At 70.7% G+C, this 16983-nt stretch carries 21 protein-coding genes; 12 read left to right on the top strand and 9 right to left on the bottom strand.

Annotated elements, in window-relative coordinates:
- The first annotated feature begins 1 nt into the window (after nt 1).
- Complete coding sequence (locus ABD932_RS32990) at nt 2-1381, top strand: hypothetical protein (RefSeq protein ID WP_345018424.1); 1380 nt, start codon at nt 2-4, stop codon at nt 1379-1381.
- Nucleotides 1382-1514: 133 nt separating this feature from the next.
- Here ABD932_RS32990 and ABD932_RS32985 read toward each other — a convergent pair whose 3' ends face one another.
- Together ABD932_RS32985 and ABD932_RS32980 are read right to left on the bottom strand one after the other, a co-directional pair.
- Nucleotides 1515-1709, bottom strand: coding sequence for a hypothetical protein (locus ABD932_RS32985; RefSeq protein ID WP_345018422.1), 195 nt, complete (start codon nt 1707-1709; stop codon nt 1515-1517).
- 160 nt (nt 1710-1869) lie between these two features.
- A complete protein-coding gene (locus tag ABD932_RS32980) occupies nt 1870-2022 on the bottom strand; it encodes a hypothetical protein (protein WP_345018420.1) in 153 nt (50 codons plus the stop codon).
- 188 nt (nt 2023-2210) lie between these two features.
- On the opposite strand from ABD932_RS32980, the gene ABD932_RS32975 reads away from it, so the two are divergent.
- Together ABD932_RS32975 and ABD932_RS32970 are read left to right on the top strand one after the other, a co-directional pair.
- Complete coding sequence (locus ABD932_RS32975) at nt 2211-3047, top strand: helix-turn-helix domain-containing protein (protein ID WP_345018418.1); 837 nt, start codon at nt 2211-2213, stop codon at nt 3045-3047.
- Nucleotides 3035-3247 carry a DUF397 domain-containing protein gene (locus ABD932_RS32970; protein WP_345018416.1) on the top strand — a complete coding sequence of 71 codons (213 nt, stop codon included), beginning with the start codon at nt 3035-3037 and terminating at the stop codon, nt 3245-3247. Before ABD932_RS32975 ends, ABD932_RS32970 begins: the two co-directional genes overlap by 13 nt.
- Before the next feature lie 79 nt (nt 3248-3326).
- Here ABD932_RS32970 and ABD932_RS32965 read toward each other — a convergent pair whose 3' ends face one another.
- On the bottom strand, nt 3327-4838 hold the full coding sequence (locus tag ABD932_RS32965) for a peptide MFS transporter (protein ID WP_345018414.1): 1512 nt from the start codon (nt 4836-4838) through the stop codon (nt 3327-3329).
- Nucleotides 4839-5258: 420 nt separating this feature from the next.
- Here ABD932_RS32965 and ABD932_RS32960 point away from each other — a divergent pair, with 420 nt between their 5' ends.
- Both ABD932_RS32960 and ABD932_RS32955 read left to right on the top strand, forming a co-directional pair.
- Nucleotides 5259-5936, top strand: a complete 678-nt coding sequence (locus tag ABD932_RS32960; RefSeq protein ID WP_345018412.1) for a response regulator transcription factor — start codon at nt 5259-5261, stop codon at nt 5934-5936.
- 93 nt (nt 5937-6029) lie between these two features.
- A complete protein-coding gene (locus tag ABD932_RS32955) occupies nt 6030-7304 on the top strand; it encodes an ATP-binding protein (protein WP_345018410.1) in 1275 nt (424 codons plus the stop codon).
- A 173-nt stretch (nt 7305-7477) separates the two neighbouring features.
- On the opposite strand, the gene ABD932_RS32950 is transcribed toward ABD932_RS32955, so the two are convergent.
- Complete coding sequence (locus ABD932_RS32950; RefSeq protein ID WP_345018408.1) at nt 7478-8044, bottom strand: GtrA family protein; 567 nt, start codon at nt 8042-8044, stop codon at nt 7478-7480.
- A 162-nt stretch (nt 8045-8206) separates the two neighbouring features.
- Here ABD932_RS32950 and ABD932_RS32945 point away from each other — a divergent pair, with 162 nt between their 5' ends.
- From ABD932_RS32945 to ABD932_RS32920, 6 genes are all read left to right on the top strand, one after another.
- A complete protein-coding gene (locus ABD932_RS32945) occupies nt 8207-9346 on the top strand; it encodes a 5-(carboxyamino)imidazole ribonucleotide synthase (RefSeq protein WP_345018406.1) in 1140 nt (379 codons plus the stop codon).
- Nucleotides 9343-9882, top strand: a complete 540-nt coding sequence (gene purE, locus ABD932_RS32940; protein WP_175647432.1) for a 5-(carboxyamino)imidazole ribonucleotide mutase — start codon at nt 9343-9345, stop codon at nt 9880-9882. Before ABD932_RS32945 ends, purE begins: the two co-directional genes overlap by 4 nt.
- 5 nt (nt 9883-9887) lie before the next feature.
- The gene (locus ABD932_RS32935) at nt 9888-11072 is read left to right on the top strand and encodes a dipeptidase (RefSeq protein ID WP_345018403.1); all 1185 of its coding nucleotides are present in this window, start codon (nt 9888-9890) and stop codon (nt 11070-11072) included.
- Between the two features lie 36 nt (nt 11073-11108).
- The gene (locus tag ABD932_RS32930) at nt 11109-11381 is read left to right on the top strand and encodes a type II toxin-antitoxin system Phd/YefM family antitoxin (protein ID WP_345018401.1); all 273 of its coding nucleotides are present in this window, start codon (nt 11109-11111) and stop codon (nt 11379-11381) included.
- Complete coding sequence (locus ABD932_RS32925; protein ID WP_345018399.1) at nt 11378-11641, top strand: Txe/YoeB family addiction module toxin; 264 nt, start codon at nt 11378-11380, stop codon at nt 11639-11641. Before ABD932_RS32930 ends, ABD932_RS32925 begins: the two co-directional genes overlap by 4 nt.
- Before the next feature lie 204 nt (nt 11642-11845).
- Nucleotides 11846-12973, top strand: coding sequence for a dipeptidase (locus tag ABD932_RS32920; RefSeq protein ID WP_345018397.1), 1128 nt, complete (start codon nt 11846-11848; stop codon nt 12971-12973).
- Between the two features lie 91 nt (nt 12974-13064).
- On the opposite strand, the gene ABD932_RS32915 is transcribed toward ABD932_RS32920, so the two are convergent.
- The gene (locus ABD932_RS32915; protein WP_345018395.1) at nt 13065-13451 is read right to left on the bottom strand and encodes a VOC family protein; all 387 of its coding nucleotides are present in this window, start codon (nt 13449-13451) and stop codon (nt 13065-13067) included.
- A gap of 50 nt (nt 13452-13501) precedes the next feature.
- Complete coding sequence (locus tag ABD932_RS32910) at nt 13502-13861, bottom strand: VOC family protein (protein WP_345018393.1); 360 nt, start codon at nt 13859-13861, stop codon at nt 13502-13504.
- Nucleotides 13862-13978: 117 nt separating this feature from the next.
- On the opposite strand from ABD932_RS32910, the gene ABD932_RS32905 reads away from it, so the two are divergent.
- Nucleotides 13979-14479, top strand: coding sequence for a CGNR zinc finger domain-containing protein (locus ABD932_RS32905; RefSeq protein WP_345018391.1), 501 nt, complete (start codon nt 13979-13981; stop codon nt 14477-14479).
- A gap of 94 nt (nt 14480-14573) precedes the next feature.
- Here the strand turns inward: ABD932_RS32905 and ABD932_RS32900 are convergent, their stop codons facing one another.
- The 3 genes from ABD932_RS32900 to ABD932_RS32890 form a co-directional block, all read right to left on the bottom strand.
- Nucleotides 14574-15275, bottom strand: a complete 702-nt coding sequence (locus ABD932_RS32900; RefSeq protein ID WP_345018389.1) for a cupredoxin domain-containing protein — start codon at nt 15273-15275, stop codon at nt 14574-14576.
- On the bottom strand, nt 15272-15796 hold the full coding sequence (locus ABD932_RS32895) for a hypothetical protein (protein WP_345018387.1): 525 nt from the start codon (nt 15794-15796) through the stop codon (nt 15272-15274). The genes ABD932_RS32900 and ABD932_RS32895 overlap by 4 nt, the downstream gene beginning before the upstream one ends.
- Nucleotides 15797-15914: 118 nt before the next feature.
- A complete protein-coding gene (locus ABD932_RS32890) occupies nt 15915-16973 on the bottom strand; it encodes a cupredoxin domain-containing protein (protein WP_345018385.1) in 1059 nt (352 codons plus the stop codon).
- Nucleotides 16974-16983 lie beyond the last annotated feature (10 nt).

The raw sequence follows: 16983 nt of genomic DNA, 5'->3' as shown, positions 1-16983 counted from the left end.
CATGCGAAGGAGAGTCACACCGGCACGTCCTCGGAGAGCGACCGCGGCGGGCGCCGCCCTGATGCTCGGCGGTGCGGGCATCCTGCTCGGCGTCGCCGCCGCACCCGCGCAGGCGGCCGAGGTGGCGTACGCGACCGAGTGCATCCCGCCCGCCATCTCCGGGCTGCCGCCGGTCCAGGGCACGACCAAGGTGGAGATCACCGCGCCCGCCGAGGCGAAGGTCGGCGACGAGGTGGAGGTCGTCTGGAAGTTCGTGCAGGCGGCGTCCAAGAACCCGAACATCCTCGACCTGGAGCAGAACACGGTCCAGCCGACCGGCACTCTGAAGGCGGCCGGTGCGCAGACGGCGGACATCGCGATGCAGGGGCCGCGCGAGAACCCGCCGATCCCCAAGAACAGCGACATGAAGCTGTCCGACATGAAGGGCAAGCTGAAGCTGACGGCACCGGGCGAGGTGACCCTGACGCCGGACGCGTACAACATCAACGTCAACAAGCCGATCTCCACGGACACCAAGTGCACGCCGAAGGAGACGGTGCAGAAGGCGGCGACGATCAAGGTGACGGACGGGGGCGGGGGCCCGGGCGGTACGACGGGTGGGTTGCCGACGGTCGTACCGACGCTGCCGACGGGTGTGCCGACCGATCTGCCTACGGGCCTGCCGACCGGCTCGTCGAGCCCGAGCCCGACGCCGAGTGAGAGCGAGACGGGCGGGGACGCCGGCGGTTCCAGCACCGGTGGCGGGGGCGGTGACGGCGGCCAGAGCGACTTCACGGGCAAGGAGGTCCAGGTCCCGTACGAGTGCAAGACGCCCATCGGCGACAAGGAGGCGACCTCGCCGGTCCAGATCGACGCCAAGAAGAACGGCGGGAGCTTCGACCTCACGGTCCAGTTCAAGAAGTCGGTGATGGACAGCCCCGCCGACATCCCCAAGGACTCGGTCAAGCCGTCGATGGAGGTCGTCCTGGGCGGCGCGGACAAGGGCACGGTCCACGTCGAGGGCCCGACCAACTCCGAGGCCATCAAGGCGGGCGACCCGATCGAGATCCCGGACCTCACGGGCACGTACAAACCGGGCGCGAGCGGGGAGTCGACGCTGTCGCCGGGAGTGCTGACGATCGAGGCCCTCGGTACGACGACGACGTGCACGCCGGCCAAGACGGAGGTGTCGTTGACGCTGGACACGACCGAGCAGGCGAGTGGGGCTTCCGGTGGCGGCTCGGCCGGGGGTTCCGCCGGAGGTTCGTCGACCGACGGTGGCTTGGCGGCGACCGGTGCGGAGGACCAGGGCTCGCTGAAGGCGCTGGGGCTGGTGGCGGGGACGGCGCTGCTGCTGGGTGGCGCGGTCTTCACGTTCATGCCCGGGCGTCGTCTGCGTTAGGCTCCGCCGGTAGTGCCGGGAAAGGGGCGCCGGTTGTCTGCGGGGAAGTTGTGGCTGGTCGCGCCCGCGCGGCGGAGCCGCATATAGACACAGTCCCGCGCCCCTTTGGGACGCTGCCGTTGCCGGCAGTCGGTCAGTGGTCCAGGCGTAGATGCGATCGCATCATCACGTTCGCGTCGGCCACCGCGCTGTAGTCGAACGCGGTCCGCGCCGCCGCTCGCCGTGCCGCCAGGTCCCGGCAGGACTCGCAACCGGCCACGGGGACGGGAGAGCGGCTCACGTCGAACGACGGCTTCGTCCGGGGCGGCGGCTCGATCACCGCGTACACCCCCGTCCGACGCTCCTGTGCTCCCTCAACTCCCGTTCGCAGGCGCTGACTTCGGCGGTCCGGCCCGCCTCTCTCGCCGCGTCCCGCTGGGCCGTTAACGCCCCGCACACGTCACAGGTGGGCGGGGGCGGGGGCGCCGCCACCCGTGCCTCACGCGTGGTCACGCGGACCACCGCGCGAGCGCCGATTCCATCGCCCGCAGCACGGAGGGCGTCGGCCGAGCCCAGCCACCGCGCGGCGTCCAGGTGGCGGCGGCCGGGCGGGTCGGGCGGGTGCGGCGCGGGAGGCGGGGGAGCGTCGTGGGCGTGATCATGGCTCACTCCTTGAGGGGCGATTCAGGGGAACGCCTGTGCTGTACGCATCCGCTGGATTACGGTGCGTGTTCAGGTGCAGATACGAGCATGCCGTGCCGGGGACGCGAAAAGGCTGTTGAGACGCGCTAGTTCCACGCTCGGCTCTCCAAATTCCACAAATTCCACAGCCCGGCCGAGGGGAAACAGGGTGCCGCAGCGACGGAGGGTGACGAGCCGCAGCCACGAGCCGCGATTGAGGTACGCGGAGGAGGTACGGAGGCTGCGCGAGCAGAGAGGGGTCACCCTGCGGCAGCTCGCGGAGCAACTGGGCTGGGACTATTCGACGCTGGGGAAGCTGGAGCGGGGCCAGTCGCTGGGGAGCCCCGAGATGGCGCAGTCGCTGGACGAGTTCTACGGGACGCCAGGGTTGTTGCTGGCGTTGTGGGAGCTGGCGGTGGGGGATCCGACCCAGTTCAAGGAGCAGTACCGCAGGTACATGCTGCTGGAGGCCGAGGCGGAGAGCCTGTGGCACTTCGGCGTCACCCGAGTGCCGGGCATGCTTCAGACCAGGGGATACGCGACGGAGGTCCTCGCGGCGGGCGAAATCGAGGGGGACGTACTCGTCCAGCAGGTGGAAGCGCGACTCGGACGCGCAGAGTTGCTCATGGGGGACGGCGGCCCGCGCCTCCGCACCATCCTGTACGAGGCGGTGCTGCGCATGGCGCTGCGTGACCCGGCGGCGTGGCGCGAGCAGATGGAGCACCTCTTGGAGGCCGCCGAGCATCCGAGGATCACGATCCAGCTGCTGCCGTTCAGTGCCGGACCGTGCGTCCTGGACAGCACGGACGTGATGTTCCTGCGGATGGCCGACGGGCGTACCGTGGCCTACACGGAGACCGCTTATCGGGGCGAACTGATCGAGGAAGCAAGCCAAGTTGGGCGGTTGCAGCTCGCATACGATTCGATGCGCGACCTGGCGCTGTCCCCTGCCGAGTCGCGGAAGTTCATCGGGCAGATGCTGGAGGAAGCACCGTGCGATCCATAGACCTGATCGGCGTGACGTGGCGCAGGAGCAGCTACAGCAACTCCGACGGCGGCCAGTGCCTCGAAGTCGCCGACAACCTCCCCGCCCCCGTCGTCCCCGTCCGCGACTCGAAGAACCCCCACGGCCCCGCCCTGATCCTCCCCGCGGCCGCGTGGGCCTCCTTCGTCACGGCCGTACGACGCAACGAGCTGCCGAACTGACCTGACCCGCAAAAGCCGGAGGCCGCCGCACCAACCCTCGGTGCGACGGCCTCCGTCGGTTCAGCCCAGCCGCAGGCGCTTAGCGGACGTTGCCCATCAGTGCGCGGATCTTGCGGCCGGCGATCATGAAGGCCAGACCGGCGGCCACGGCGATGACGGCCCACAGGCTGTAGTAGAGCGCGTCACCCAGCGGACCGTTGAGCTGGGTGGTCCAGCCGTTGAGGGCGTTGCCCGTCGCGACGGCCAGGAACCACAGGCCCATGATCTGGCCCACGAACTGCTTCGGCGCCAGCTTCGTCGAGAGGGACAGGCCCACCGGGGAGAGGCACATCTCGCCGAGGGTCTGCGCCAGGTAGACGCTCAGCAGCCAGAAGACGGTGACCTTGCCCGTGTCGCTGTTCGCGGCGGCGGCGCCGGCCAGGCCCATGATGCCGAACGAGCCACCGATGAGGAGCATCGCCAGGGCGAACTTCATGGGCGTGCTGGGCTCACGGTTGCGCTTCGCCAGCTTCACCCACAGGGCGGCGAAGATCGGGGCGAGCACGATGACCATGGCCGGGTTCACCGACTGGTACCAGGACGCCGGGAACTCCCAGCCGCCGATCATGCGGTCGGTCTTGGTGTCCGCGAAGATCGTCAGCAGCGAGCCGGACTGGTCGTAGATCATCCAGAACAGCACGGCGGTGGCGAAGAACCAGGCGAAGGCCTTGATCTTCGGCTTGTCCTCGGTGGTCAGGGCCGGGCTGCGGTACATCGTCACGAAGTAGACGATCGGGACCACGATGCCGAGGACCGCGAGCACGTTGACGATGTGCTCTATGTCGTACGTGCCCAGCGCGATGTCCGCGACCAGCGCGGCGACGGCGATGCCGCCCCACAGCGCGACCTTGCGCAGCGCGGTGCGCTTCTCCTCGGGGGAGGCAGGGGTGCCGGGCTCCTTGCCGATGTCGCCGAGGTGGCGGCCGCCGAGGACGTACTGGATGACGGCGAGGGTCATACCGACACCGGCGACACCGAAGCCGAGGTGCCAGTTGACGTTCTCGCCGAGGTAGCCGACGAGCAGCGGGGCGACCATGCCGCCGATGTTGATCGCCATGTAGAAGAGCGTGAAACCGGCGTCGCGGCGGGCGCTGGACTGGCCCTCGTAGAGGCCGCCGACCATCGCGGAGATGTTCGGCTTCAGCAGGCCGGTGCCGATCGCGATCAGGCCGAGACCGCAGAAGAAGGCGATGTCCGAGGGGATCGCCAGCGTGAAGTGGCCGGCGGCGATGACGATGCCGCCGACGAGCACGGCCTTGCGGGCGCCCCAGAGGCGGTCCGCGACCCAGCCGCCGGGCATGGCGGCCATGTACACGACCGCGTTGTACACACCGTAGATCGCGGCGGCCAGGGCTTTCCGGTCCTCCAGGGGGCCGTCGAGGACAGCCGCGATCAGGTAGAGGGTGAGGATGGCGCGCATCCCGTACCAGGAGAAGCGCTCCCACATCTCGGTCATGAAGAGCGTGGCCATACCGCGGGGGTGGCCGAAGAAGGTCTTCTCGGAGCCGGGGGTGCCCGGGGAGGCCGAGTCCTTCGTCAGGCTGGACGCCATGGTCGATCCTTGCTGGTCGGGACGCGCGGCGACGTTGGGGGGTCACGCGCCCGGTGGGGGGCGGCCGGCTCCGGCGGGTTCGGCCGCCCGGCCACAACTCATTCCTCGGATCCTTGATCCGCAACACGGCCCGCACACAAAAGAGACCCTCGGCGTCAAGTGAGCCGAAGGTCCCCGCAGTGCTACGGGCGTAGATTCACCATACGTCAGGACACAGGCGGAAATGGAAGGACTTGAGACTGGGATCACAGGTGTCGAGGGAACCGCGAGCACCCTTTCCAAGGTCCTTTCCAGGATCGCACCTCGTAGGCATAGGTCTGTACCAGAGCGGGCGAAGGTAAGAGACGGGCCAGAGGGCGGTAAGAATCAAGGGGTCCGATCACACCCCAGCTCTTGTCATGGGCGGACTACCATCAGCTCATGACCCGAGTACTGCTCGCCGAGGACGACGCGTCCATTTCGGAGCCGCTGGCCCGCGCACTGCGCCGGGAAGGGTACGAGGTCGAGGTGCGCGAGGACGGACCCTCCGCGCTCGACGCCGGCAATCAGGGCGGCGTGGACCTGGTCGTGCTGGACCTCGGCCTGCCCGGCATGGACGGACTGGAGGTGGCCCGGCGGCTGCGTGCCGAGGGCCACGCCGTGCCGATCCTCATCCTGACCGCGCGCGCCGACGAGGTGGACACCGTCGTCGGCCTGGACGCTGGCGCCGACGACTACGTCACCAAGCCGTTCCGGCTCGCCGAGCTGCTCGCCCGGGTGCGGGCCCTGCTGCGGCGCGGTGCGGCCGAGCCGCAGCAGCCGCCGGCCACGCACGGGGTGCGGATCGACGTCGAGTCGCACCGGGCGTGGATGGGGGAGGAGGAACTCCAGCTCACGGCGAAGGAGTTCGACCTGCTGCGGGTGCTGGTGCGGGACGCCGGGCGGGTGGTCACCCGGGACCAGCTGATGCGCGAGGTCTGGGACACGACGTGGTGGTCGTCGACCAAGACACTCGACATGCACATCTCCTGGCTGCGCAAGAAGCTCGGCGACGACGCGGCGAACCCCCGCTACATCGCCACGGTGCGCGGCGTGGGCTTCCGCTTCGAGAAGAGCTGAGCCCCGAGCCCTCGGGCCGCCACAAGTCACGTCACCCAGCCGTACCGGCCGCCACGCCGCACGGTAACCACGCAGTACAGGTGAGTAGAGGACATGCGCCGCCGACTGATCCAGTCCACCCTCGCCGTCGTTCTCGTCGTGATCGCCGTCTTCGGCGTGTCGCTCGTCATCGTCGAGACGCGGACCATCACCAGCACCGCTCAGGAGCGGGTGGACACCGAGGCGGTCCGGCTGGTCAGCATCGTGGACAGCCGGCTGCTCGGGGACGAGACCGTGGACGCCTCCGTGCTGCGGGAGCAGATCCAGGGGGATCGTTACGCCGAGATCCGGATCCCGGGGAAGCCGGCGATCGAGGTGGGCACCAGGCCGACCGGTGACGTCATCAGCGCCCGTGAGACGGGCGAGGAGGGCGAGACGGTCACCGTGCAGGAGCCGCGGTCGTCGGTGACGCGGGAGGTCGGCCGTACGTTGCTGATCATCGGGGCGGTGGCGCTGCTCGCGGTGATCGCGGCGGTCCTGCTGGCGGTGCGCCAGGCGAACCGGCTGGCCTCGCCGCTGACCGACCTCGCGGAGACGGCGGAACGTCTCGGCTCGGGCGACCCCCGCCCCCGGCACAAGCGGTACGGCGTCCCGGAGCTGGACCGTGTGGCCGACGTCCTCGACTCCTCCGCCGAGCGCATCGCCCGCATGCTCACGGCGGAGCGGCGGCTGGCCGCGGACGCCTCCCACCAGCTGCGCACCCCGCTCACGGCACTCTCGATGCGCCTGGAGGAGATCACCCTCACCGACGATCCCGACACGGTGAAGGACGAGGCGACGATCGCCCTGACGCAGGTGGAACGCCTCACGGACGTCGTCGAACGCCTCCTCACCAACTCCCGCGACCCGCGCAACGGGTCCGCCGTCACCTTCGACCTCGACGAGGTCATCCAGCAGCAGCTGGCGGAGTGGCGGCCGGCGTACCGCAGTGTCGGGCGGGCGATCGTCACCTCGGGCAAGCGGCATCTGGAGGCCGTCGGTACGCCCGGTGCGGTGGCGCAGGTCCTCGCCGCGCTGATCGAGAACTCCCTCATGCACGGTGGCGGCACGGTGGCCCTGCGCACCCGCGTCACCGGCAACCAGGCGGTCATCGAGGTCACCGACGAGGGCCCGGGGATCCCGGCCGACCTCGGTGCCCGCATCTTCGAGCGCGCCATCAGCGGCCGCAACTCCACGGGCATCGGCCTCGCGGTGGCCCGCGACCTCGCAGAGGCGGACGGCGGCCGCCTGGAGATGCTCCAGGCGAAGCCGCCGGTCATCGCCCTGTTCCTGTCCCGCACCCCGCCGGCGAAGAAGGCGGCGGAGGAATCGGGGGCGACGGTCAGGTAGGGGCGGCGGGGCTGGATTTCGCCGGACCAGGCAAAGTCAGCCCGTCCGGCGTTTGAGGACGAGGCCCTTTAAGGGCCGAAGCGGGGGCCTGGGGGCGGCAGCCCCCAGGGACGGGACGGGTAGGGGCGGCGGGGGCGAAAACCCTCTGGGCCGGCCCCCACGCCGGGACCGTCTCAGCCGACCCGCTGCTTGACTCGCTGCTCCGGCCGCTGCCGCCGCGGCTCCAGGAACGATTCCGCGCCGGAGGCAGCCGCCGCCTGCTCCTTCTCCGAAGGAAGCGCCCGGAACACCCACGTCCGGTACGACCAGAACCGGAACAGCGTCGCGACACCGATGCCGAGGAACTTGAAGACGTTGCTCTGCAGCGGGCTGTCCCACCCGAAGCCGTACGTCGCCGCGTACAGCACACCGTTCTCGATCACCAGACCGACCGCGCTGAACAGCAGGAACAGACCCAGTTCCTTCGTACGGCGACCCTTGTCGCGGTCGCGGTACGTGAAGTACCGGTACCCGATGTAGTTCGTGAGGGTCGCGACCAGCGTCGCGATCACGCTTGCCCGCACCACCTGGAGGTCGGTCACATGCCGCACCAGGTTGAAGACGAGGAAGTTGACCAGGACCCCCGATCCTCCCACCGCCCCGAACTTGGCGAGCTCACGCATCAGCCGGTCGAAGCGCTGTCGGACGGCACTCTGAGGTACCGGAGGCGCCGCATGAAGCCCCGAGGAACCACGTCCCATGGTCGTGAAGGCTCCTGTCGGTCGATTTGTCGGACGGTTTCGTCAACCCAGCCATGCTAACCACCCCCCTCCGTGATTGCCTGTGCGCCGGCTCATAGGTCGGGAAGAGACCCGGAAAACTCCGGTAAGAGGGGCACTCCGGTCGGCCGATACCCTAGGCACGTGACGTTCCCGGTAGTCGGCATGGTCGGCGGGGGCCAGCTCGCTCGTATGACACACGAGGCAGGCATCCCGCTGGGCATCAGGTTCAAGCTCCTCAGTGACACCCCACAGGATTCCGCGGCGCAGGTCGTCAGCGATGTCGTCATCGGCGACTATCGCGACCTGGACACGCTGCGCGAGTTCGCGCGCGGTTGCGATGTGATCACCTTCGATCACGAACACGTACCCACAGAGCACCTCAGGGCCCTGGAGGCGGACGGCATCCCCGTCCGCCCCGGCCCCGACGCGCTCGTGCACGCCCAGGACAAGGGGGTGATGCGCGCAAAGCTCGACGCGATCGGCGTCCCGTGCCCACGGCACCGGATCGTCGCCGATCCGGACGACGTGGCGGTCTTCGCCGCCGAGGGCGACGGCTTCCCGGTCGTCCTGAAGACCGTCCGCGGCGGCTACGACGGCAAGGGCGTCTGGGTCGTCGACTCCGTCGAGGAGGCCGCCGAACCGTTCCGCGCCGGCGTCCCGGTCCTCGCCGAGGAGAAGGTCGACTACGTACGCGAACTCGCGGCGAACGTCGTCCGCTCCCCGCACGGCCAGGCGGTCGCGTACCCCGTCGTCGAGTCCCAGCAGGTGGCCGGCGTCTGCGACACCGTCATCGCGCCCGCCCCCGACCTCGACGAGACGCTCGCCCTGAAGGCCGAGGAGATGGCGCTGACCATCGCCAAGGAACTCGGCGTCGTCGGCCACCTCGCCGTCGAGCTGTTCCAGACCCGCGACGGCCGCATCCTCGTCAACGAGCTGGCGATGCGCCCGCACAACTCGGGCCACTGGACCCAGGACGGGGCCATGACCTCGCAGTTCGCCAACCACGTCCGGGCCGTCCTCGACCTCCCCCTCGGAGACCCGCGCCCGCGCGCCAGGTGGACGGTCATGGTCAACGTCCTCGGCGGCGACTACCCGGACATGTACTCCGCGTACCTGCACTGCATGGCCCGCGACCCCCAGCTCAAGATCCACATGTACGGCAAGGACGTGAAGCCGGGCCGCAAGGTGGGCCACGTCAACACCTACGGCGACGACCTCGACGACGTGCTGGAGCGCGCACGTCACGCAGCCGGCTACCTGAAGGGCACGATCACCGAATGAGCACCGCTGCCGGCCCCGTCGTGGGCATCGTCATGGGTTCGGACTCCGACTGGCCCGTCATGGAGGCCGCCGCCCAGGCCCTCGACGAGTTCGAGATCGAGTACGAGGTCGACGTCGTCTCCGCGCACCGCATGCCGCGCGAGATGGTCACGTACGGCGAGCAGGCGGCCGAGCGCGGCCTGAAGGTGATCATCGCCGGGGCCGGGGGCGCCGCCCACCTCCCCGGCATGCTCGCCTCGGTCACACCGCTGCCGGTCATCGGCGTCCCGGTGCCGCTGAAGTACCTCGACGGCATGGACTCGCTGCTCTCGATCGTGCAGATGCCGGCCGGCGTGCCCGTGGCCACCGTCTCGGTGGCCGGCGCCCGCAACGCCGGTCTGCTCGCCGCCCGCATCCTCGCCGCCCACGACGAGGACCTGCAGCAGCGGATGCGGGAGTTCCAGCAGGACCTGAACGACCAGGCCACGGAGAAGGGCAAGCGCCTGCGCGCGAAGGTAGAGGGATCGGGCGGCTTCGGCTTCGGCACGGGGAAGTGACGACGATGACCTCTGTGGAGGCAGCCCGGGAACTCCTGCGCGAGTTCCCGGTCGTCGACGGCCACAACGACCTCCCGTGGGCGCTGCGCGCACAGGTCCGCTACGACCTCGACGCCCGCGACATCGCCGGCGACCAGGCAGCCCACCTGCACACCGACATCCCCCGCCTGCGCGAGGGCGGCGTGGGCGCGCAGTTCTGGTCGGTGTTCGTGCGGTCGGACTACGCCGGGGACAAGGCGGTCAGCGCCACCCTCGAACAGATCGACTGCGTACGGCAGTTGCTGGCGCGCTACCCGGCCGACCTGCGCCGAGCGCTGACGGCGGCGGACATGGAAGCGGCCCGCGCCGAGGGCCGTATCGCCTCCCTCATGGGCGCCGAGGGCGGCCACTCGATCGCCGACTCCCTCGCCACGCTGCGGGCGCTGTACGCGCTCGGCGTCCGCTACATGACCCTCACCCACAACGACAACATCGCGTGGGCGGACTCGGCGACGGACGAGCCGGGCGTGGGCGGACTGTCCGCCTTCGGCCGCGAGGTGGTCAGGGAGATGAACCGCGAGGGCATGCTCGTGGACCTCTCGCACGTGGCGCCCTCGACGATGCGCGACGCGCTCGACACCTCCACCGCCCCGGTGATCTTCTCCCACTCGTCCTCGCGCGCGGTGTGCGACCACCCGCGCAACATCCCGGACGACGTCCTGGAGCGCCTGCCCGGCAACGGCGGCATCGCGATGGTGACCTTCGTGCCGAAGTTCGTGCTGCAGGCGGCGGTCGACTGGACGGCCGCGGCCGACGAGAACATGCGCGCCCACGGCTTCCACCACCTCGACACGACCGCCGAGGCGATGAAGGTGCACCGCGCCTTCGAGGAGAGCACCCCGCGCCCGATCGCCACGGTCTCCACGGTCGCCGACCACCTGGACCACATGCGTGAGGTCGTCGGCGTCGACCACCTCGGCATCGGCGGCGACTACGACGGCACGGCGTTCACCCCCGACGGCCTGAACGACGTCTCCGGCTACCCCAACCTGCTCGCCGAACTGCTGGACCGCGGCTGGTCCAAGCCCGACCTGGCCAAGCTGACCTGGCAGAACGCGGTGCGGGTACTGGGTGCGGCGGAGGACGTGGCGCGGGATCTTCAGGCGACGCGGGGTCCGTCCAACGCGACGATCGAGGAACTGGACGGCTGATCGGTCAGCGGTACCGGATCGAAGGGGTGGCCGCACATGACCATAAGCGCCAGCGAAGCCCGTCGGGACCTGTTTCCCCTCATCAAGCGCGTCAACGACGACCACACCACGGTCCGCATCGCTTCCAAGGGCGGCGACGCGGTCCTCATGTCCGCGGACGACTACGAGGCCTGGCAGGAGACGGTCTACCTCCTGCGCTCGCCCGCGAATGCCCGGCGCCTGATGGAGGCCGTTGCCCGCGATCGGGCCGGTGCGGCCACCGTCGCCAAGACGCTGGAGGAACCGCAAGGCCTGGCGGGGGATGAGTGAGAAGCGTCCACTTCGATCCGGACGGCTGGGAGGACTTCCTGTTCTGGCTCGGCGCGGACCGCAGGATGGCGCGTCGGATCACCCGCCTGATCGGCGAGATCCAAGGGGACCCTTTCGGCGGCATCGGGAAGCCCGAGCCCCTCAAGGGTGACCTGTCCGGCTACTGGTCCCGCCGGATCGATGACGAGCACCGACTGGTGTACCGGGCCGACGACAAGGAAGTGAAGGTCCTCAAGGCCCGTTACCGCTACCACGACTGAGAGCAAGGCCGTCGCCGCCACCCTGGACGGGGTGACCGAGGCGGCCCAGGAAGGCCGATCGCCGCCCTGTACCCCTGAAGGCGCCTCTCCACGCGGATCGCCGCGCCTTACCCCCGAACGGACCGTCCACCAGGAAGCCGTTCCGGGTCCGTGCGACGGTGACGTTACTGCTGATCAGGACACCGATCGCGTACGGAGACCGCCATGGCCGACCTCAAGGACGAACTGGACACCAGCCCCGAGGTCGGCGAACTCGACGGCCTGCCCGACCCGCTGCCCGGGGACCGGCCCGCGTCCGTCTCCGGCCCGGCCGACGCCACCGGCACCGACCTCCTCGACCGTGCCCACGCCCTCCTCGTCGCCCACCCCGTGGCCGACGGCTACAGCGGACTGCCGTGGGCGCTGCGTCACCTGCCCTGGTTCGACCTGGAGCTCGGTGAGAGCGCCGTCGACACGGACATACCGCGGATGCGCGAAGGCCACGTCGGCGCGCTGTTCTGGGCGCTGCACCTGCCCGAGGGACTGGACGGGGACCAGGCGGTCAGTGCCACGCTGGACCAGCTGGACCTGGTGAAGACCGTCGTACGGTCCCATCCCGAGGGCCTGCGCCTCGCCTGCACCCCCGGACCGATCACCGACGCCCGCCACAGCGGCCGCATCGCCGTCCTGCCCGGGCCCGCGGGAGCCGCCGCCCTCGGTGACTCGCTCGGCATCCTGCGCTCCCTGCACGGGCTCGGGCTGCGCGCCCTCACCCTGTCCGGCACGTCCTGGGCGAGCGAGGCGGGGATGACCCGGTTCGGCGAGGAGGTGCTGCGCGAGATGAACCGGCTCGGGGTGGTGGCCGACCTCTCCGGCGCCTCCGCCGACACCGTCCGCCGTGCCTGCGCGGTCTCCAAGGCTCCGGTCCTGTGCGCCCGCTCCGCCGCCCGCGCCCTGCGCCCCCACCCCGCCAACCTCCCCGACGACCTGCTCACCGAGCTGGGCGCCGTCAAGGGCGTGTGCATGGTGCCGCTGACCGCCGAGCAGACCGGCCCGTCCGTCCGGGACGTCGCCGACCACCTCGACCACGTCCGTGCGGTCGCGGGCCCGGAATGCGTCGGCCTCTCCGGCACCTACGACGCCGGCACCGCCCACCCCCAGGACCTCGCCGACGCCTCCCGCTACCCCCACCTCATCGCCGAACTGCTGCGCCGGGGCTGGTCCGAGGCCGACATCGCGCTGCTGACCTGGGGAAACGTGCAGCGGGTGCTGCGCGAGGCCGACTTCACGGCGCGGGAGGCGCAGCGGCGGCGGGAGCCGTCGACGGCGAAGATCGCGGATTTCGACGGCTGATCAGGGACTGGTGGTCAGGGACTGGTGGTCAGGGACTGGTGGTCGGGGGCCGGTGGTCAGGGGCTGATCAGGGGGGGGCATCAGGGGTTCATCAGGGGTGCTCGATCAGGCAGAGGCAGAAGGGGTGGCCCGCGGGGTCGGCGTACACCCGCCAGCCCTCCTTGTCCTCCGCCTGCAGCAGCCGCGCCCCCAGCGCCAGCACCTTCTCCTGGGCCGCCTCGACCTCCTCCCAGGTGGACCCGGCGTCGAAGTCGAGGTGGAACTGCTGCGAGTTGCGGTCGGCGCGCGGCCACTCCGGCGGGGTGTACCCGGGCGCCGGCTGGAAGGCCAGCCGTGGCCCGTCCGGGAGCTGGAGCACGACCCATTCGGGGTCGTCGTCCTCCGGCGTACCGCCCGCGACATCGGCGTAGAAGCGGGCCAGGGCGCGCGGGTCGGGGCAGTCGATGGCGACGGTACGCAGGCGTGCCACGGGGGCCATGGATTCCTCCGGCGGTCGAGGTGTGAGACGTGTGATCAGCGGTGGTGTGATCAGCAGGCGCACAGGCAGAACGGGTGCCCCGCCGGATCCGCGTAAACCCGGAAGCTCCGCGAGTGGTCCTCGGCGTCCAGCGGCCTCGCGCCCAGGGCCAGGACCTCCTTCTCGGCCGTGTCCAGGTCCTCGACGGTCAGGTCCAGATGGAACTGCTGCGAGCGATCGGGCGCGGGCCACTTGGGCGGTACGAAGCCGGGGGCGGCCTGGAACGCCAGCGACTGACCGCCGGACACCTTCAGGTCCACCCAGTCGCCCTCGCCCTCGACGCTGCCGCCGAGCACGCGTGCGTAGAAGTCGGCGAGGGCGCGGGGGTCGGGACAGTCCAGGACGACGACGCCCAGTTCGGCGATGGCCATGACTTCCTCCTCGAAGTCTTGGTTACCTGCAATCGGCTGCAACAGGTAACCGCGTTACCGCATGGTCCCGCATTGGCGGTAACGTCGCAAGGGGACAGTCGGAGGTAGCGTGCAGCCATGAGTGAGAGATCGCCCGCGCCCGGGGGCCTGGAGCTGGTCCAGTCCCTGGTCAACACGCTGGACATCGAGTCGGGGGCCGACTCGCTGGACACCGTGGAGGGGCGGGCGCGGTTCGGGGTGGCCGAGGAGGATCTGGCGCAGGCGCGGGAACTGCGGGAGTCGCTGCGGGTGGCGTTGCTCGCGCATGCGGGGCATGTGCCGCATCGGGTGGTGACGCCGCTGGGTGATCTGCTGGCGGCGAGCGCGCTGGTGGTTGCGGTCGGCCCCGCCGACGGTTCGGCGACGCTGGCTCCCGCCGACGGGGGGCCGCTGCTCTCCCGGGTCGCGGCGGCGATAGCCCAGGCCCTGGTGGAGGGCACCTGGATGCGGCTGAAGGCCTGTGAGGCGGTCGACTGTCACTGGGCGTACTACGACCGGAGTCCGGCGGGGCGGGGGCGGTGGTGCTCCATGCAGGTGTGTGGGGCGCGGGCGAAGATGCGGCGGTATCGGGCGAAGTGACGCCCACCGGGGTGCCGAGGTTTGTCGTCCTGCGGCAGCCGCGCGGTTGGGGCCGGTCGCGCAGCCTCCCCGCGCCCTGAAGACGGGCGTGCTGCTAGGCCTCCTCCTCGCGCGACCGCGCTGCCCGTGAGCCCACCAGCAGGAGGCACAGCACCGCTACACCCGCGACCATCCCGGTCAGGACGAGCAACGGGTCCAGTGGGCGGGTTGTCGAGGCGACGACCTGGGTCTGGGGTGCCGGGGACTCGGTGGTCGTCGGTGTGGGGGACGGGGGCGGCGACTGAGCGGCGGCCTGCCGTGATGTGGACGGTGTGGACCGTGGGGACGAGGACGACGGTGAGCGTGTCGCCGCCGTCCGGCTCGGGGTGGTCGCGTGGTGGCCGGAGGACATCCCCGCCTCCGAGTGATCGTGCGTCGGCGCCGCCGCCGAGGTCGCCGGTGCCGCCGCCTGGACCACGATCCGGGCCGTCATGTTCGGGTGGACCGTGCAGTAGTAGGCGTACGTCCCCGGCGTCGTGAAGGTGAAGCTCCAGCTGCCGCCCTCGTTCAGCATGGGGGAGTGGACGGCGGCCGGACCGGACGTCGTCTTCACGTCGTGCGGTGCGGTGTCCTGGTTGGTCCAGGTCACCGTGGAGCCGGCGGGGATCGTCAGGGTCGCGGGGCTGTACGCGTACCCGCTCATGGTCACCCGGTACGTCGCCGCCGACGCCTGACCGCCCGGCACCACGAACACCATCCCGAGCAGGATGGACAGGGCGAGCACGGCCCCCTGGACCGCTCGCCGGGCCGCCCTCACGCGAACTCCCCGGCGATCAGCAGCCGCAGCCGGGTGGCCGGACGCAGCCGGCCGAACCGGAAGCCGGTGGCGCGCCGCAGCAGCCGGTACGGCAGCCGGGCCACACCCACGCCGAGCAGCCGGTCGTCGGCCCGCTCGACGACCCGCAGCCGCAGCAGCACGGGGAAGTCGGTGGCTTCGGGACCGTCGGGGCCGTCGGAATCGTCGAGGCGAAGGTCGCCGGTCAGCTGGGCGGTGCCGGAGGTCTCGTGGGCTTGGTCGAGGGTGAGGACGCCCTTGAGGTGGGTGTCGTCGAACTCGAATCGGAGGGTGGGGTGTCCAGGGGTCTCGGGCACCGTGAGCGTGGCCTCGGCGAGGGTGAGGCGACGACGCCGTACCGGCAACGGGCCGCAGAGAGCGGTGAGTTCGACCAGCGAGCGGCCGGGGGCCACCTTGTAGTGGCCGGGCAGCGGCAGCCAGGGGGCGGCCGGACCGGGGGCCCCGGGCGGGGTCGGTTCGGTGGGGAGGGTGACGGTTGTCATCCCGGTCTCCTTGGAAAGCGGTTCCGTCAAAGCGGCGGTGACGGGGACAATGGGGGGAGCGCCGGTCCGGCCGACTGAGCCTCGGCCGGACCGGCGTCCGTCTTCCGCGCGGGCGGTGTCAGCAGCTGGTGGTGAGGTAGCTCTCGGTGGGCGCGAGCAGGTGCTCGGCCCAGACCGTGTGCATCTGCACGTAGCTGTCGACGTTCAGCAGATCGGTGACCTGCTGCCCGGGCGACTCCTCCAGGTGCGCCTTGTTGATGTGGTTCAGCAGCACGCTGAGCGTGTCGTCGACGACCGTGCCGCCGTCCTCGACGGCGGGCGACAGGATGCTCTCGACCCACACCGTGTGCAGCTTGATGTACGAGTCCAGCGCCAGCGCGTCCTGCACCTGCTGGCCCGGGGACCGCTCCAGGTGGGCCGCCTTGAGGTGCTGGAGGATCGGCAGCAGCACGTTCTGGACGCTGCTGCACTGCTCGCCGCCGTCACCGGAGCCACCGCCCGACGTACCGCCTGAAGTACCGCCCGACGTGCCGCCCGTCGAACCGCCGGAGGTGCCGCCCGTGCTGCCACCGGACGTACCGCCGGAGGTGCCGCCCGATGTGCCGCCGGTGCTGCCACCGGACGTACCGCCCGAGGTGCCGCCGGACGTCCCGCCGGACGATCCACCTGACGAACCGCCGTCGTCGGCCGCCACGACCTTCACCGACGCCACCATGTCCGGGTGCACCGCGCAGTAGTACTCGTACGTCCCGGCCGTGGTGAACGTGTACGACCACGAGTCGCCCTGCTCCAACGTGCCCGAGTCGAACTTCTTCGGGCCCTTGGTCGTGGTGACCGTGTGCGGCACGCTGTCGTGGTTGGTCCAGCGGACGGTTTCGCCGACCTTGACGACGAGCTGCTTCCCGTCGCCGAACTTGTTGTTCATGATGTCGACCTGGTGGTCCGGCGCCGCTTCGGCCGCCGGCTGGGCCGCCGCCGCGGCGGCCGCGGGCGCCTGAGCCGCGCCCGCGTCCGCCGTGGAGGACGCCCCGGAGGCCGAGCTGCCCGCGGCTGCCTGGAGCAGCCCCAGGCTGAGCACCGCGGTCAGCGCCGCGCCGAGTCCGGCGACCAGCAGACCCCGGTTGCCCGAGGGCGCCCGGCGGCGCGGTGCCGCGTCGCTCTCATTACGTCGTTTCAACGCAACTCCT

It is taken from the genome of Streptomyces shaanxiensis, from assembly GCF_039537145.1.
In the GTDB taxonomy this organism is placed as follows: domain Bacteria; phylum Actinomycetota; class Actinomycetes; order Streptomycetales; family Streptomycetaceae; genus Streptomyces; species Streptomyces shaanxiensis.
This window is presented reverse-complemented; position numbering and strand designations above follow the sequence as displayed.

Coding starts and splice junctions, on each gene's coding strand:
- ABD932_RS32935 (WP_345018403.1), top strand. CDS start 9,888: ATGACCTCTGTGGAGGCAGCCCGGGAACTCCTGCGCGAGTTCCCGGTC.
- ABD932_RS32930 (WP_345018401.1), top strand. CDS start 11,109: ATGACCATAAGCGCCAGCGAAGCCCGTCGGGACCTGTTTCCCCTCATC.
- ABD932_RS32950 (WP_345018408.1), bottom strand. CDS start 8,044: ATGGGACGTGGTTCCTCGGGGCTTCATGCGGCGCCTCCGGTACCTCAG.
- ABD932_RS32920 (WP_345018397.1), top strand. CDS start 11,846: ATGGCCGACCTCAAGGACGAACTGGACACCAGCCCCGAGGTCGGCGAA.
- ABD932_RS32960 (WP_345018412.1), top strand. CDS start 5,259: ATGACCCGAGTACTGCTCGCCGAGGACGACGCGTCCATTTCGGAGCCG.
- ABD932_RS32955 (WP_345018410.1), top strand. CDS start 6,030: ATGCGCCGCCGACTGATCCAGTCCACCCTCGCCGTCGTTCTCGTCGTG.
- ABD932_RS32915 (WP_345018395.1), bottom strand. CDS start 13,451: ATGGCCCCCGTGGCACGCCTGCGTACCGTCGCCATCGACTGCCCCGAC.
- ABD932_RS32905 (WP_345018391.1), top strand. CDS start 13,979: ATGAGTGAGAGATCGCCCGCGCCCGGGGGCCTGGAGCTGGTCCAGTCC.
- ABD932_RS32990 (WP_345018424.1), top strand. CDS start 2: ATGCGAAGGAGAGTCACACCGGCACGTCCTCGGAGAGCGACCGCGGCG.
- ABD932_RS32910 (WP_345018393.1), bottom strand. CDS start 13,861: ATGGCCATCGCCGAACTGGGCGTCGTCGTCCTGGACTGTCCCGACCCC.
- purE (WP_175647432.1), top strand. CDS start 9,343: ATGAGCACCGCTGCCGGCCCCGTCGTGGGCATCGTCATGGGTTCGGAC.
- ABD932_RS32965 (WP_345018414.1), bottom strand. CDS start 4,838: ATGGCGTCCAGCCTGACGAAGGACTCGGCCTCCCCGGGCACCCCCGGC.
- ABD932_RS32895 (WP_345018387.1), bottom strand. CDS start 15,796: ATGACAACCGTCACCCTCCCCACCGAACCGACCCCGCCCGGGGCCCCC.
- ABD932_RS32980 (WP_345018420.1), bottom strand. CDS start 2,022: ATGATCACGCCCACGACGCTCCCCCGCCTCCCGCGCCGCACCCGCCCG.